This window comes from Marivita sp. (assembly GCF_965656765.1).
In the GTDB taxonomy this organism is placed as follows: Bacteria; Pseudomonadota; Alphaproteobacteria; order Rhodobacterales; family Rhodobacteraceae; genus Marivita.
In genome coordinates this window covers 11,846-26,752 of sequence record NZ_CBFHLV010000018.1, presented here as the reverse complement: position 1 = coordinate 26,752, position 14,907 = coordinate 11,846, and the positions used below count along the sequence as shown (strand labels likewise).

General features: G+C 56.5%; 14 protein-coding genes. 8 read left to right on the top strand and 6 right to left on the bottom strand.

Features of this window, described 5'->3' with window-relative positions; genetic code table 11:
- Positions 1-26: 26 nt before the first annotated feature.
- Entirely contained in the window at positions 27-539 is a 513-nt protein-coding gene (gene ssb / locus ACTG4M_RS07355) for a single-stranded DNA-binding protein (protein ID WP_439123001.1), read from the bottom strand.
- A 263-nt stretch (positions 540-802) separates the two neighbouring features.
- On the opposite strand from ssb, the gene ACTG4M_RS07350 reads away from it, so the two are divergent.
- Positions 803-1,369: a lytic transglycosylase domain-containing protein gene (locus ACTG4M_RS07350; RefSeq protein ID WP_439123022.1), complete on the top strand. Its 567-nt coding sequence runs from the start codon at positions 803-805 to the stop codon at positions 1,367-1,369.
- A 253-nt stretch (positions 1,370-1,622) separates the two neighbouring features.
- A complete protein-coding gene (locus tag ACTG4M_RS07345) occupies positions 1,623-1,811 on the top strand; it encodes a hypothetical protein (protein WP_439123000.1) in 189 nt (62 codons plus the stop codon).
- Between the two features lie 94 nt (positions 1,812-1,905).
- Here the strand turns inward: ACTG4M_RS07345 and ACTG4M_RS07340 are convergent, their stop codons facing one another.
- The 5 genes from ACTG4M_RS07340 to miaA all read right to left on the bottom strand — a co-directional run bounded on the left by ACTG4M_RS07340 (position 1,906) and on the right by miaA (position 9,238).
- Positions 1,906-3,990: a dipeptide ABC transporter ATP-binding protein gene (locus ACTG4M_RS07340; RefSeq protein WP_439122999.1), complete on the bottom strand. Its 2,085-nt coding sequence runs from the start codon at positions 3,988-3,990 to the stop codon at positions 1,906-1,908.
- A 97-nt stretch (positions 3,991-4,087) separates the two neighbouring features.
- Positions 4,088-5,281 carry an ABC transporter permease gene (locus ACTG4M_RS07335; RefSeq protein ID WP_439122998.1) on the bottom strand — a complete coding sequence of 398 codons (1,194 nt, stop codon included), beginning with the start codon at positions 5,279-5,281 and terminating at the stop codon, positions 4,088-4,090.
- Between the two features lie 17 nt (positions 5,282-5,298).
- Positions 5,299-6,354 (bottom strand): ABC transporter permease, encoded by a 1,056-nt coding sequence (locus ACTG4M_RS07330; RefSeq protein WP_439122997.1) that lies wholly within the window; start codon positions 6,352-6,354, stop codon positions 5,299-5,301.
- Between the two features lie 108 nt (positions 6,355-6,462).
- The gene (locus ACTG4M_RS07325; RefSeq protein WP_439122996.1) at positions 6,463-8,130 is read right to left on the bottom strand and encodes an ABC transporter substrate-binding protein; all 1,668 of its coding nucleotides are present in this window, start codon (positions 8,128-8,130) and stop codon (positions 6,463-6,465) included.
- Between the two features lie 211 nt (positions 8,131-8,341).
- Entirely contained in the window at positions 8,342-9,238 is an 897-nt protein-coding gene (gene miaA, locus ACTG4M_RS07320) for a tRNA (adenosine(37)-N6)-dimethylallyltransferase MiaA (protein WP_439122995.1), read from the bottom strand.
- A 130-nt stretch (positions 9,239-9,368) separates the two neighbouring features.
- Between miaA and pyrH the strand changes: the two genes are divergently transcribed.
- The 6 genes from pyrH to rseP all read left to right on the top strand — a co-directional run bounded on the left by pyrH (position 9,369) and on the right by rseP (position 14,874).
- Positions 9,369-10,121, top strand: coding sequence for a UMP kinase (gene pyrH, locus ACTG4M_RS07315; RefSeq protein ID WP_439122994.1), 753 nt, complete (start codon positions 9,369-9,371; stop codon positions 10,119-10,121).
- Positions 10,122-10,251: 130 nt separating this feature from the next.
- Entirely contained in the window at positions 10,252-10,815 is a 564-nt protein-coding gene (frr, locus tag ACTG4M_RS07310; protein WP_439122993.1) for a ribosome recycling factor, read from the top strand.
- 26 nt (positions 10,816-10,841) lie between these two features.
- Positions 10,842-11,573, top strand: coding sequence for a polyprenyl diphosphate synthase (gene uppS / locus ACTG4M_RS07305; RefSeq protein ID WP_439122992.1), 732 nt, complete (start codon positions 10,842-10,844; stop codon positions 11,571-11,573).
- Complete coding sequence (locus tag ACTG4M_RS07300; protein ID WP_439122991.1) at positions 11,570-12,358, top strand: phosphatidate cytidylyltransferase; 789 nt, start codon at positions 11,570-11,572, stop codon at positions 12,356-12,358. Before uppS ends, ACTG4M_RS07300 begins: the two co-directional genes overlap by 4 nt.
- Positions 12,355-13,527 (top strand): 1-deoxy-D-xylulose-5-phosphate reductoisomerase, encoded by a 1,173-nt coding sequence (gene dxr, locus ACTG4M_RS07295; RefSeq protein WP_439122990.1) that lies wholly within the window; start codon positions 12,355-12,357, stop codon positions 13,525-13,527. The genes ACTG4M_RS07300 and dxr overlap by 4 nt, the downstream gene beginning before the upstream one ends.
- Positions 13,528-13,530: 3 nt before the next feature.
- On the top strand, positions 13,531-14,874 hold the full coding sequence (gene rseP, locus ACTG4M_RS07290; RefSeq protein ID WP_439122989.1) for an RIP metalloprotease RseP: 1,344 nt from the start codon (positions 13,531-13,533) through the stop codon (positions 14,872-14,874).
- Positions 14,875-14,907 lie beyond the last annotated feature (33 nt).

Here is a 14,907-nt window from a genome sequence, read left to right as displayed (position 1 = left end):
GGCGCCTCAAAGGGCGCCTTTTCAATTTAGAATGGGATTTCGTCGTCTATGTCCCGGGCGGGCGCACGGGCAGGGCCGCCACCTCCGCCGCTCGATCCGCCGTAATCACCGCCACCGCCGTAGTCGCCACCATAATCACCGCCGCTGCTTCCGCCGCCGTAACCACCGCCGCCACCGCCAGCACCATCACGGCTGTCGAGGAATGTCAGTTCACCCGCGTACGGCCGCAACACAACTTCTGTGCTATACCGGTCCTGACCGGACTGGTCCTGCCATTTGCGGGTTTCCAGCTTGCCTTCGATATACACCTTGGAGCCTTTGCGCAGATATTGCTCGGCCAAGCGCGCAAGATTTTCGTTGAAAATGGCGACACTGTGCCATTCGGTCCGTTCCTTGCGTTCACCAGTGTTGCGGTCTTTCCAGTTCTCTGACGTAGCGATCCGCAGGTTGCAGACCTTGCCGCCGTTCTGGAAAGTTCGCACTTCCGGATCGCGGCCGAGATTGCCGACGATGATGACCTTATTAACTGAACCGGCCATGTTTCCCCCATCTTGAATTCGAATCTATGACGCCGCGCGCCGTTTGTTTGACCCTACACCAGCGTTCGGCCGGATTGCCATCAGCGATTGGCAAAAGCCGTCCGCGCCATTCCATCAGCTTGTGGTTAACAAATGGTGAGCAACCAAGGCTGGTATGGAATGCGAATCCGGACTATACCTCTGCAAAATCTCAGCGTGGGGCGTGAGCAGTGATGCGAACAACAAGACAGAGATTTGTTGCGGTGCTGAGTGTTGCCGCAATGATGAGTTCAGGCGCGGTCAGCGCAGAGGTGTTATCCACCAAGAGCCGTGTGGCGCTCTTTTCGAGCAAAACCAAGGTCTTGGACTCGCGCGCGGCGCAGCAATACAAAAATTCGGTGCGATTGCAGCCCCCCAAAGTTGTGACCCCAACCAAGTGGGGCGACGCGGGCGCAGACGGCACAGTTGCAAAATACCGTGGCAGATATTCGGGTGTCTACGCTGGTATGGCCCGAGATGCGGCCAGACGCCATGGTATCCCTGAAGACCTGTTCTTGCGATTGGTTCAGCAGGAATCGAACTTCAATCCCAACGCGCGGTCACACAAAGGTGCGATTGGTTTGGCGCAGTTGATGCCTGGCACGGCGCAATACTTGCGCGTGAACCCAAACGATCCGGCCGAAAACCTTGAAGGGGGCGCGCGCTACCTCAAAGAACAGTACCACAAGTTCGGGCAATGGCCGTTGGCCTTGGCGGCCTATAACGCAGGCCCGGGTGCCGTCGAAAAACACAAAGGCATCCCGCCCTACCGCGAAACACGCAACTATGTGAAAAAGATCTGGGGCCGCTAAAGCGTTGCTTTCCAATGGTTTGGTGTACCGCGTTCCGACGTGTAAAAATGCGGTCGAACATTCCGATCCTGTGGCTTTGTCCGCCACTTTCTTTTCGTTATTGATTTTAAATCTGCTATATTCCCGTCAAACTACTGCCCCAATCTGCGACCAAAACCAACCGTAGCGAAACAAACAAATGGTATTGAGATCGTGTGCTTAGGGTTCAGGAAACTGAACCAAAGCGATTGATCCTCGAAGATTGGAGAGTGGCATGATTGACTTCATCAAGAGCTTTCGAGCCGACGAAGACGGTGCGGTAACCGTCGATTGGGTGGTTCTGACAGCAGCAGTTGTCGGAATGGCAGTGCTGACCTATGCGGCTCTGGCTGAGAACACCCAAGCGGTGACCAACGCAACTGGTGCGGCCGTGCTGACCGCAGAGGACTTTCTAACAAACTGATGTCATCGGCTCCGTCACACTGCCCATGCGATCCAAGTTTTGGGTGCAAATGGGACGGAGGTGATTTCGGAATGAAACTGTGATCTGCGGCCGTTCACTCGGCCGCGATCTGAATGACAGGATCCATCTCAGCCAATTGCGCATCTGACAGATGACATTTGACCTGATGACCGTCTCCCAGCTGACGCATCGGTGGCACCTCTTTTTCGCACAGACCACCAGGCACCTGCGATTTCCAACGGCAGCGCGTCTGGAAAGGGCAGCCCGACGGTGGGTTCATGGCTGAAGGGATGTCACCTTCAAGCACGATGTTCTTCTTTGTCACGCTCGTATCCGCAATTGGGACCGCCGACAGCAATGCCTCTGTGTAGGGGTGGTAAGGCGGTGCGAAGACCTGATCGGTTGTGCCCAGCTCAACCACATGCCCAAGGTACATTACCATAACACGATCAGACAGATAGCGGACGATACTCAAGTCATGACTGATGAAGAGAAGCGTTGTTTTCTGTTCACGCTGAATCTCCATCAAAAGGTCCGTGACTGCCGCTTGAACCGACACATCGAGCGCGGATACAGGTTCATCTGCAACCACGATCCGGGCGTTCCCCGCAAAGGCGCGGGCAATGCCGACGCGCTGTTTCTGACCGCCTGACAACTGACGCGGCATTCGGTCGGCAAAGGCGCGTGGCAGCTTTACCAAATCCAGCAGTTGCAACATCCTTTCACGGCGTTCGCCGTCATTGGTGCCGATGCCGAACACTTCAAGCGCGCGGATGATTTGCCGTCCCACTGTCATTGAAGGGTTCAGCGTATCGAACGGGTTTTGGAACACCATCTGCACATCAGCGATGGTCTGTGTATCGCGCGACTCAATTGGGGTGGCTTCGATATTGTGATTGTCGAGTAAGATTTGCCCGTCCGTCGCGGTCTCCAAACCCATCAGAACCTTGGCAAAGGTGGATTTGCCACAGCCGGATTCGCCCACGATGGCCAACGTCTCGGATTCGCGGGCTTCAAAACTCAGAGTTTCATTGGCTTTGACCACCTTGGTGTCGCCGCGTTTGCCAAACAGCGCATTTGCGGCCACCTCGTAGTATTTCTTGAGGTTGTCCATCTTGAGCACGACGCGACCGGGTTCAGATTTTTGCGTGCTGTCGCCAAGTTCCATCGGCGCATGCCAGTCGATTTCCTGAAACCGCAGACACCGCGTGGCGTGGCGTTCGTTGCCCGGCACATCGGCCATTTTGATATCTTGTGCATCACAGCGACCGGCCTGGAAATAATCGCAGCGTGGGCCAAAGTTACAGCCCTGCGGACGCTCATGGGGCAGGGGGAAATTACCCGGGATCGCGCGCAACGGGCGGGCGTTCTTGTCGGCACCGGGCAGTGGGATCGACCGGAACAGCGCCTGTGTGTATGGGTGCTGCATCTCGTCGAACACGTCTTTAATTGACCCGCGTTCCACTGCTTCGCCGGAATACATCACGCAGATGCGGTCGCAGGTCTCCAGGACCAGACCCAGGTTGTGGCTGATGAACAACATAGAGGTGCCGTATTTCTTGCCCAGTTCCTTGACCAGTTCGACCACTGCGGCCTCGACAGTCACATCCAGCGCAGTTGTCGGCTCGTCGAGAATGAGAAGGGATGGTTCAGCCATGAGCGCCATCGCGATTACGATGCGTTGCTGTTGTCCACCCGAAAGCTGGTGCGGATAGGCGTCCAGAATGCGTTTGGGGTCGGGTAATTTGACATCCGTCACCACCTGAAGCGCGCGGTCATAGGCCTCTTTTTCGGATGCGCCACGATGGATCATTGGCACTTCCATCAATTGTTTGCCGATCTTCATTGCCGGATTGAGCGACGCCATCGGTTCCTGATAAATCATCGCGATCTCAGAGCCGCGGATCTTGCGCAGCTCGTCCTGGCTCATCGCGCCCAGATCCTGACCCTTGAACTTGATCGACCCGCCAACGATTTCTCCATTTTTACCCAGGTCTTGCATCACGCCAAGCGCCACTGTGGATTTTCCGCACCCGGACTCGCCCACCAGGCCAACCGCTTCGCCGGGCATGACATTGACCGAAAAATCCATAACCGCCGGGATTTCCCGCAAACGCGTAAAAAAGGAAATCGATAGCGTGTCGATTTCGAGGATCGGGCCGTCGTAGCTGTCTTTCATGTCGTCTCTCCCTGTCGGAGCTGGAGACTTGCGTCCCTCTTCATCTTGCCAAGTAAACTCCGGGGGTCTGGGGGCTGGCCCCCAGTTCCGCCCTCAATCAATCGCGCAAGCTTTCTTCTCTCAATCCATCGGCCAACAAATTCAGCCCCAGCACCATGCTGAGAAGCGCGAAGGCCGGCACCATCGCAGGGTGCAGGTAGATTTGCAGCAAACGCCGCCCGTCATTGATGGTCGTGCCCCAATCCGGGCTTTCGGGCGGCAGTCCAAGGCCGAAGAAGCCCAAGGTGCCCAAAAGGATTGTGGTGTAACCAATGCGCAGACAGAAATCGACAATCAACGGTCCGCGTGCGTTGGGAAGGATCTCCCATAGCATAATATACCACGGGCGTTCACCACGGGTCTGTGCGGCGGCCACGTAGTCACGGGTTTTGATGTCCATCGCCAGTCCGCGAACGATCCTGAAGACGGTGGGCGAATTGACGAATACCACCGACACGAACACCACCAAAATACCGCCTTGCAGGTTGAAGAGGTCAATTGCATCGGGCAGGACCACCATTGGCGTTCCCGGTTGCGAGATCAGAGACAGGTACAACCATCCCATGACGCCAAGGACCGCAATCAACATCGGTGTGCGGACCTTTGGCTGAGTCCGGTAGCGTGAATTCAAAAGGACAGCGACAAAGATAATGGGGAAAATGAACAGGACCATCGCCATATAGTTCGGGATGCCAGTATCCACGATTTCCGGGGTGACCAGCAGGTAGAACAACAAGATCACCGGGAAGGCGAGGATGAGGTTTGCCAGAAAGCTAAGGAACGTATCGAGCCGTCCGCCATAGTACCCAGCGGGCAGGCCGAGCGTGATCCCGACCATGAACGCGAATAGCGTTGCCAATGGCGCAATCTGCACCACGACCCATGCGCCTTTGACCATCCGGCTGAACACGTCTCGGGCCAGGTTGTCACCACCGAAGAGGTAATAGGCGTATTGCCCATCCTCTGCGCCCGCGATTGGCGTTCCGGGGGGCTTGTTCTTCATACTGGATACCTGAGCGAGCGGATCATGCGTTATGATCAGGTCGAACGCCCCAAAGATACCGGTGAAAACCCAGAACATCACAAGAGCAAAGCCGACCATGCCAATCGTGCTGTCGAACAGTTTTCCGTAAAGACCCAGCCTGCGTTTATAGACGATGGACAGGGTGAATAGCGCGATCAGGCACACCCAGACAGGCATAAACTGGATCAAAACGCGGGTGATGATGTCAAACCAACCGAGCGGTTCCATAGTGCTTTTCCTTCCGCTCAGGACACGCTGATGCGTGGGTTAAGATAAACGTAGCCAATGTCCGAGATCAGCTGAGTGATCAGGACCACAAAGACTGATACAACCGACACACCAAGCAGCAATTCGATGTCGTTGTTCCCCGCCGCCTGCACCAGCGTCCAGCCAAAGCCTTTGTAGTTGAACAGGGTCTCGACAATGACGACACCGTTCAGCAGCCATGGGAATTGCAGCATGATCACTGTGAAAGGCGCGATCAAAGCGTTTCGCAACGCGTGTTTCAGAACGATGTTCGGGAAACTGACACCCTTCAGTCGCGCGGTGCGGATATATTGCGCGGTCATGACTTCGGCCATGGAGGCGCGGGTCATACGGGCAATATACCCCATGCCATAAAGCGCGATGGTCATCACAGGCAGGGTAAAGTTCTCAAACGTGGCGTCTTCCATCGCACTGGTAGCTGATCCGTTGAACCAGCGTAGGCCAAAGGCGGTTGATGCAAAGACGGCGATAAATACCACGCCAGATACGTATTCCGGTGTCGCTGTGGTGATGATCGAAACTGTCGACAAAGACCTGTCGGTGCGGCTGCCTTCGCGCATGCCCGCAAGCACGCCGATGATAAGCGCGCCGGGCACCATAACCATCATGACCCAGAACATCAGCTTGCCGGTCAGGCCAAGCCTTGTAGCAATGATTGAACCGACATCATCTTTGAAAACTGTCGAATGCCCCCAATCGCCCTGAAGCACCCCGCAGAAACTACGTCCGTCTTCAGGAAAAACACCGTCTTCAAGCACACCATTGCAGCGCGAACGGGTTGTGCCGTCACGCCCTTCAATCACCCAACCGGGGGCGACGCCAAGCCATTGGGCGTATTTGAGAGGCAGGGCCTGTGTATAGCCACGGTCGCGCAGATAGCTGTCGACCTGCTCGTCGCTCATGCGGACACTGCCTTGGGTCTTTGCAAGCTTTTCGAGGTTGGGCGCGAGGTTGGTCAGCCAGAAAACGATAAACGTGAGGCAAAGCGCAGTGAGCAGCATCGTGAAGATGCGGCGAAGCAGGAACAAAGCCATGTCGGATGGGTCTCCCTCGTCATGTCCGCGCCCAAGCGCGCAGAGCGTGGAGTCTTGGCGATGGCTCCGCCCCCATGCTGTGGCAAGGGACGGAACCAGTTGTCTTGATCAGGCTGCGAAGCCTAATTTGTAGAGCCGGAACTCGTGCGACGGGTGCTTTTCTGCATTCACCACGTTGCCGTTGTGGTGGTTGTAGAGCGACCTCCAGTACGGCTGGATAATGACGCCATCATCGCGCAGCGTTGTTTCGACCTTGGCCATCACTTCGCGCCGCGTGTCCGCATCGGCCATCGACAGGGCTTCGGCCATCAGGGCATCGAATTCCGGATTGGCATACGCACTTTCATTCCAGGCTTCGCCAGAGCGGTAGGCCAAGGACAGAACCTGAACTTCGAGAGGGCGATGGTTCCATGCCGTGGCGCTGAACGGATACTTCGTCCAGTCGTTCCAGAAGGTCGATCCGGGCAGAACGGTGTGTTTGATGTTCACACCAGCATCCGAGATTTGTGCTGCAACGGATGCCCCGGTGTTGCGTTCCCAGTCATCATCAACCGTGATCAACTCGTGCTCGTAATCTGCGAACTCGGTCGCATCCAGCATGGCCTTACCGGCTGCTGGATCAAATTCTGCTGGCCCGATATCCGCATAGGCGGGGTGGATCGGACATACGTGGTGGTTTTCAGCAACCCGCCCACGGCCGTTATAGCCCAGCTCAAGACAGACCGAGTTGTCGACCATCATCGTCAACGCTTTGCGCACGTCGCGGCCGGCATATGGTACGACGCTGTCGACATCTGTCTGCTGGTTGAAGCGAAGAACCAGGGTTGCCGCCGTAACTGTCTCGGTCTTGGTCCAGCCGATGGCATCGAGGATATCGATGAAATCACCAACCGACTCGTATAGCATATCGACTTCGCCAGATTCGGCGGCCGACAGCCAAGACGCAGGGTCGCTGCCGTAGTCAATAAACTCGATCCGGTCCAGGTACGGTCCGCCCCAAGCCTCGGTGCCCCACCACGTGTGGTCAGGAGCCCGCTCGATAACGGCCTTCACGCCGACCTCAATGGAAACGGGACGGAACGGGCCCGTACCGATACCGTGCTCGTATACGTCCCCACCGTCATAGCTGGAATGTACGATCGCTGCCGGGTAATCCGACATGTTTGCAACGATGGCGATGTCAGGGGCCGACAGGTTAAGGCGAACGGTCAGATCATCAACAACTTCGATGGCACCGTCGCGGGCAATGCCGGTTTCCGGATCAATCAGGCCGCCCATGCGTGCGGACATCGAGTTGCCTTCCATGGCTGATTCGCACCAGCCAGTGATGTTGCGCGCCACGTCTTCGGCAGTGAATGCATCACCGTTGTTCCAGGTCACACCCGGACGGACATTCAAAGTGTAGACCGTTGCGTCGTCATTCACTTCCCAGCTTTCAAGCAGCATGCCGCGGAAGGTGCCATCATGCTGGTATTCAACAAGATATTCGAGGAAGCCACGGGACTGGTTGCCGACTTCGCCCCAATCATAGGCGCGTGGGTCTTTCATGGCTTTGACAAGCGTTTGGATGCGCAGCGTCCCGCCTTCCTGGATATTCTCTGTCTGCGCCATTGCGGGCTGGGACAGGCCGATCATGCCGTATGCGGCAGCTGCGCTGACACCAAGTCCTGTGGCCCGTGTCAGGAATTCGCGACGGTCCATCTGGCCCGCTTTGTATTCCTTTGCATAAAGCTTGGCCGCTGGATGCAGTGTTTCGGTCTGAGTGGTTTGCGTCATCTGTTTCTCCCTGTGACACGTTATTTTTTGCGCCGTTATATGGCGGTTTTGCCCTGATGTTTCGGCGGCGTGCAGTGTTTTGCGACATTGCGCCCGATCGCCAAGGCATCGTCAATTGCCAGACTAGACCTTTTGAGGTTTGATTGCGACACTTGGCTTGTCACATTGCGACATTTAGTTCCGCTGCGATATGTCTATCTGCAGTTTTCTTTCAGGGTGCCGCTAGGTCAATCAATTCCCAGTTGCGCATTCGGGCCCGGAACCAAGTGCGCTGTCTCTTGGCAAATTGGCGGGTCAGGACTGTTGCCCGGTCGCAGGCGGCCTCCAGTGTCATTGTACCGTCAATCACTGCCATCAACTCGGTCGCGCCGATGGCCTTGGCAGATGGCAGATCAGGGGACCATGTCGGGTGGTTGGCTAATGCTTCTTCCATAGCGCCGGTTTGAAGCATCATGTCAAAGCGCGTCTCAATCCGGGGTGTCAGCCAGTCCTTGTCAGCATGGACCACCCAAGCAGCAGCATCCGAGAGGGGCAGGCGTGGCGGATCAGTCGCGTCTTGCCACGCGGCCAGCCCTGTCCCAGTGTTTGTCAAAACCTCCCACGCGCGCTGCACTCGCATCGGATTGGCTGTGTCGATCCGGTTGCGCGTCTCGCTGTCCAACTCGGCGACCAGCGCGACATGACCCTCAGTTTCAATCCGCTCTATCGCTGTTGCGCGGATGTCATCCGGCGTCGCCGGGATCTGCGCCAATCCTTCAGTTAGCGCTGTAAAATAAAGGCCTGTGCCGCCCACGATAATTGGGCGCAGATCGCTTGACAGATACGGTTCCAGATTGCGTAGCCAATCCCCGACAGAGTACGGCACATCCCCCGGTATATGCCCATATAGCGCATGCGGGGCGCGCTCCTCGTCTTCGGGCGACGGGCGCGCGGTCAAAACACGCCAGTCAGAATAGACTTGTATCGCATCGGCATTGATCACAACGCCGCCCTGAGTTTCGGCAACCCGCAATGCCAATTCAGATTTCCCGCTCGCTGTTGGGCCAGCAATCAAGACAGGTTTGTGCGGATCAAGCGCCGCGATCCGTTCTGAGAGGCTTTGCGCCACGCGGGTAGCTCCCTTGAGGTTTTCTGTTGCTGCGACCTGTTAACCGCGCATCGCGACTTCGCCTTGCTCCTAGCCGGGATTTCCGACAGGTTGCACGCAACTTTAGACTCTCGTTGAAACGGAGCGCAACATGGCGGACACTCAAACCCCTAATCCGAAATACAAACGCGTCATGCTCAAGATATCGGGCGAGGCGTTGATGGGGGATCAGGGGTTCGGACTTCACCCGCCAACCGTGCAGCGCATCGCACAAGAAGTGAAGTCGGTGCACGATCTTGGTGTTGAGATTTGCATGGTCATCGGCGGCGGTAATGTGTTCCGTGGCCTTCAGGGCAGTGCGCAAGGCATGGAGCGGACAACCGCAGACTACATGGGTATGCTGGCCACGGTGATGAATGCTTTGGCGATGCAATCGGCGCTCGAAGAACAAAACGTTTTCACGCGGGTGATTTCTGCCATCCGCATGGACGAAGTGGCTGAACCGTATATTCGACGCCGCGCCGTGCGCCATCTTGAAAAAAAGCGTGTCTGCGTATTCGCGGGCGGCACAGGCAACCCGTATTTCACCACCGATACGGCCGCTGCGCTTCGCGCCAACGAAATGAACTGCGAAGCAATCTTTATGGGCAAGAATGGGGTCGACGGCATCTACGACAAAGACCCTCGCGAACATGCAGATGCCAAACGCTATGACGCCGTCAGCTATGATGAGGTGCTGCAAAAGAACCTAAAGGTCATGGATGCATCGGCCATCGCGCTGGCTCGTGACAACAATCTGCCAATTATCGTGTTCCCACTGGATGAACCCGGTGGCTTCCGCGGAATTCTGGCAGGTAAAGGCACATACACCAAGGTATATGGTGGCAGCACCAAGTCGGGTTAGGGCGACGCTCTCGTACCAAAGCGTCACAAACCGAGTTTCGAAATCGGCAGGGCGACGCAAGGTGCTATACTTTCGGGCACGTGTCGCTTAGAACCCAAATCAAAGCACAAAAACCGCTCTTGAGGGCCACATGGCAGACGATTTTCTACTAGATACCGATGATCTTACCCGCCGTATGGATGGCGCGATGACCAACTTGCGGACCGAATTCGCGTCGTTGCGCACCGGGCGTGCCAGTGCATCGATGCTGGAACCGGTTATGGTGGACGCCTATGGCAGCATGACCCCGATCAACCAGGTCGGCACCGTCAACGTGCCAGAACCTCGTATGGTCACCGTCAACGTGTGGGACAAAGGTCTGGTCGGTAAGGTTGAAAAAGCGATCCGGGAAAGCGGCTTGGGCATCAATCCGCAGTTGAATGGCACGATTATCATGTTGCCGATCCCTGAATTGAACGAAGAGCGCCGCCGCGAATTGGGCAAGGTTGCCGGACAATATGCTGAACACGCACGTGTTTCGGTCCGCAACATTCGCCGCGACGGGATGGACCAGATCAAAAAGGCCAAGTCGGACGGCCTGTCTGAGGACGACCAGAAGTTCTGGGAGGCCGAGGTGCAGGAAATGACTGACGCCTACATCAAAAAGATCGACGCTGCTTTGGAAACAAAGCAAGAAGAGATCATGCAGGTCTGAGACTGCAAAGAAAGGATCTCGGCACCATGGCTCAGGCTAGGCCCACAACAAAAGATGACGGTCCACGCCATGTGGCGATCATCATGGATGGCAACGGTCGCTGGGCGACTCAGCAGGGCCGTCCACGTCTGTTTGGGCATCAGGCCGGTGCACGTCGCGTGCGCGAAATTGTCGAAGCGTGCCCTGACCTTGGGGTCGATTACCTGACGGTTTTTGCGTTCTCGACCGAAAACTGGAAGCGGACGCAATCCGAAGTTGCCGGGCTCATGAGTCTATTTCGCCGCTACATTACCCGCGAGGCCAAGGCGCTCAAAGACAATGATGTCTGCGTGCGGTTTATTGGTGACCGGGTTCGGCTGGACAAAAAGCTGGTCGCGATGATGGACGAGCTTGAGGCGTTGACGGCCAATTGTCAGACCGTGAACCTGACCATCGCCATTAATTATGGTGGCCGGGACGAGGTCGCCCGCGCGACCAAACGCCTTGCTCAAGATGTTGCGAGTGGCAAACTTGATCCTAATGCAGTGGATGAAGAAACGCTTCCAAAGTATTTAGATACATGTGTTTTGCCGGATCCTGATTTGGTGATACGAACAAGTGGCGAAGCGCGGATCTCAAATTTTCTGTTATGGCAAAGTGCATACTCGGAATACGAATTCATCGACACGCTCTGGCCAGACTTCACCGCTGGGGAATTCCAAAAGGTTGTCGGTGGTTTCGGTTCCCGTGAACGCCGTTTCGGCGCAGTGGTGGCATGAGCTCAGGCAAGTGGGACGACCTTGCACCGCGGCTGTTTTCCGCCGTGGCGATGGTGGCTATTGGCGCACTCGGTGTTTGGTTGGGTGGCCTTTGGTTTCACGGTCTGATCTCAATTGTCGTTGGACTGATGGTCTGGGAATTGGTGACCATGCTGGACACCGCCCGCAGCAAATCGCCTTTGATCCTAGCAGTCGTATCGGCCCTTGTGTCAATGATCGCCGTTGAAATTCCAGCATCTTTTGCGCTGCCATTACTGTTGATGCCGTCGATGCTCGGCCTTGGTCGGATGGAGCGGGGCGGCGTGACCTACGCGGTCTTTACCGCTTTCATCTTGCTGGCGGGCTACGGTCTGATGACGTTGCGCGACGACTTCGGCCTGACATGGATGGTTTGGCTTTTATTGGTTGTCGTTGTTACCGACATCGCAGGGTATTTTGCAGGGCGCCTGATTGGCGGGCCCAAGCTTTGGCCGCGGGTCAGTCCCAAGAAAACATGGTCCGGGACCGTGGCCGGTTGGGCCGGATCGGCTGTGGTTGCGCTTTTGTTTGCAAGCGGAACAACAGCCGGTATTGGGTTGATCGGTGTCAGCATCGCGGTCAGCATGGCAAGCCAGATCGGGGATATCGCAGAAAGCGCGATCAAACGTCGGGCAGGGGTCAAAGACAGTTCACACCTGATCCCAGGCCACGGTGGTTTGCTTGATCGGTTTGACGGCATGCTGGGCGCTGCGTTGTTTATCGTGATCGCCGGACAACTTGTCGGTTTTCCACCGGGGTCTCCATGAGGCGCATAACGATTTTCGGGGCTACAGGCTCGATCGGGCAGAACACGCTTGATTTGATCGCGCGAGAGCGCGACGCCTATCAGGTGGTTGCCCTGACCGGGGATCAGAACATCGCCCAGCTGGCCGGGGATGCTATTCTGTTTGATGCGGAAATTGCGATCACTGCCGATCCCACGCGTTTGAACGACCTGCGCGCGGCGCTGTCTGGCACAGGTATCGAAGCGGCGGCTGGTCCTGCAGCTTTGATCGAGGCGGCAAGCCGTCCCGCCGATTGGGTTATGTCATCCATCGTCGGATCGGCTGGGTTGGCACCGGGCCTACGTGCGCTCGAACAGGGGGCAAGCCTTGCTCTTGCGAACAAGGAAAGCATGGTTTGCGCGGGCCCTCTGATGCTGTCGACGGCGAAAGCGCATGGCGCGTCGATCTTGCCCGTGGATAGCGAACATTCGGCTGTGTTTCAGGCACTCATCGGCGAGGACCTCAGTGCAGTGGAACGTGTGATCATCACCGCATCTGGCGGCGCATTCCGAGACTGGCCGATAGAAGACTTGGCGAAAGCCACCCCGGAGCAAGCTGCGCAGCACCCGAATTGGGACATGGGACAACGCATTACGATCGATAGCGCATCGATGTTCAACAAAGCTCTGGAACTAATTGAAACACGTGAGTTTTTCCAGATTGATCCGTCGCAAATCGAAGCAGTAGTTCATCCGGAATCGATGATCCACGCGCTTGTCGGCTTTAATGATGGTGCGTTGATGGCGCATGTTGGCCCGCCGGATATGCGTCACGCTATCGGTTTTGCCTTGAATTACCCGGATCGCAAGGCATTGCCGGTTGAAAGGCTTGATTTGGTCAAGCTGGGGCAGTTGACGTTTCGACCCGCAGATGAAACGCGTTGGCCCGCGCTTCGGCTGGCGCGCGAGGTGATGGCGACGGGCGGTTTGTCAGGCGCTGTGTTTAATGCGGCTAAGGAACGCGCGCTGGATGGGTTCATCGCGAAACGCATCGGATTTCAACAGATTGCGTTGGTTGTCGAAGAGACCTTGTCCAGAATATCGGCTCATCCGGGACATATTGATGCCGCCATCACCCTTGATAACGTCGACCAGTTAGACCATCTCGCACGTGTACGGGCAGATGAAATCATGAACGAATTAGAGGGTTGAGCTTTGGATATAGCAGCGCTGCTGCCGCAGTTTGGTAGTTTGATTTGGACCCTCCTTGCCTTTGTGATCGCCCTGTCGGTGATCGTGGCAATTCACGAATACGGGCATTACATCGTTGGCCGTTGGTCTGGAATTGATGCCGATGTTTTCTCGCTGGGCTTTGGTCCAGTCCTGTTTTCGCGGGTGGATAAACGCGGCACGAAATGGCAATTCGCGCTGCTGCCTTTGGGCGGCTATGTCAAATTCAAAGGCGATAGCAACGCCTCTGGTGGCAAAGACGACGAGGCCATGGCCGTGCTATCGGAAAGCGAACGTCGGCGCACAATGAATGGCGCACCTTTGTGGGCGCGGGCTGCCACTGTCGCGGCCGGCCCCGTGTTTAATTTCGCCCTGTCGATTCTGATTTTCACAGGCATATTCATGCTGCGTGGCGATGTGACCGACCCGGTCAAAGTTGGTGAGTTACGTGCAGTTCCGGCCCAGAACGAGCTTCAAGTTGGTGATGTTCTGATCGAAATCGAAGGTGTCGACCTGCCTGCCTACAGCGAATCCTCCAGCTTTCAGTCATTCCTTGATGACCTGCCGCAGCAAGAACATCTGGACTACACCGTGCAACGCGGCGATGACCAACTGGTGGTGCAGGGGCCCTATGTGTATCCGCCCGTTGCCACGCAGATTATTCCGCGCTCGGCTGCGGACGATGCTGGGTTCCAGGCGGGCGACATCATCATTTCTGTTGATGGATCGAACATTTATGCGTTCGAGCAATTGCGCGAAGCGGTTGAGGGGTCGGAAGGGGCCACTCTAAATCTTGAGGTTTGGCGCGGCGGCGACATTCGCGATTTGCAACTCACCCCGCGCAGCACAGACGAACCGCAGCGCGACGGGACATTCGAAACCAATTATCGTATCGGAATTGTGGGCGGCATGTTTTTTGAGCCTGCGACCGAGATGCGGGGTGCTATCGACGCGTTTGTGTCGGGTATCCAGCAAACCGGCCGGATCGTCGACGGGTCGCTGACGGGGCTGTGGTCGATGATCACCGGCGCGATTAGCACGTGTAATCTGTCCGGACCGATTGGAATTGCGGAAACATCCGGATCAATGGCGTCGCAAGGAACGACAAGCTTTATCTGGTTCATCGCGGTTCTGAGCACTGCAGTTGGCCTTTTGAACCTGTTCCCGATTCCCGTTTTGGACGGTGGTCACTTGGTGTTTCACGCCTACGAGGCCGTCACGGGCCGTCCGCCCAGCGACAAGGCCTTGCGCGTGTTGATGGCCATCGGCTTGACCATGTTGCTGTCGCTGATGTTGTTCGCCCTCTCAAACGATCTGTTTTGCCCCTGATACCGGCTGAAACTCATCACAGGACAGCCGCCA

What these genes read in the sequence shown, in the direction of transcription:
- ACTG4M_RS07300 (WP_439122991.1), top strand. Translation starts at nt 11,570, where the DNA reads ATGAGCTCAGGCAAGTGGGACGACCTTGCACCGCGGCTGTTTTCCGCC.
- ACTG4M_RS07340 (WP_439122999.1), bottom strand. Translation starts at nt 3,990, where the DNA reads ATGAAAGACAGCTACGACGGCCCGATCCTCGAAATCGACACGCTATCG.
- ACTG4M_RS07325 (WP_439122996.1), bottom strand. Translation starts at nt 8,130, where the DNA reads ATGACGCAAACCACTCAGACCGAAACACTGCATCCAGCGGCCAAGCTT.
- ACTG4M_RS07330 (WP_439122997.1), bottom strand. Translation starts at nt 6,354, where the DNA reads ATGGCTTTGTTCCTGCTTCGCCGCATCTTCACGATGCTGCTCACTGCG.
- ACTG4M_RS07335 (WP_439122998.1), bottom strand. Translation starts at nt 5,281, where the DNA reads ATGGAACCGCTCGGTTGGTTTGACATCATCACCCGCGTTTTGATCCAG.
- uppS (WP_439122992.1), top strand. Translation starts at nt 10,842, where the DNA reads ATGGCTCAGGCTAGGCCCACAACAAAAGATGACGGTCCACGCCATGTG.
- pyrH (WP_439122994.1), top strand. Translation starts at nt 9,369, where the DNA reads ATGGCGGACACTCAAACCCCTAATCCGAAATACAAACGCGTCATGCTC.
- ssb (WP_439123001.1), bottom strand. Translation starts at nt 539, where the DNA reads ATGGCCGGTTCAGTTAATAAGGTCATCATCGTCGGCAATCTCGGCCGC.
- frr (WP_439122993.1), top strand. Translation starts at nt 10,252, where the DNA reads ATGGCAGACGATTTTCTACTAGATACCGATGATCTTACCCGCCGTATG.
- ACTG4M_RS07350 (WP_439123022.1), top strand. Translation starts at nt 803, where the DNA reads ATGAGTTCAGGCGCGGTCAGCGCAGAGGTGTTATCCACCAAGAGCCGT.
- ACTG4M_RS07345 (WP_439123000.1), top strand. Translation starts at nt 1,623, where the DNA reads ATGATTGACTTCATCAAGAGCTTTCGAGCCGACGAAGACGGTGCGGTA.
- dxr (WP_439122990.1), top strand. Translation starts at nt 12,355, where the DNA reads ATGAGGCGCATAACGATTTTCGGGGCTACAGGCTCGATCGGGCAGAAC.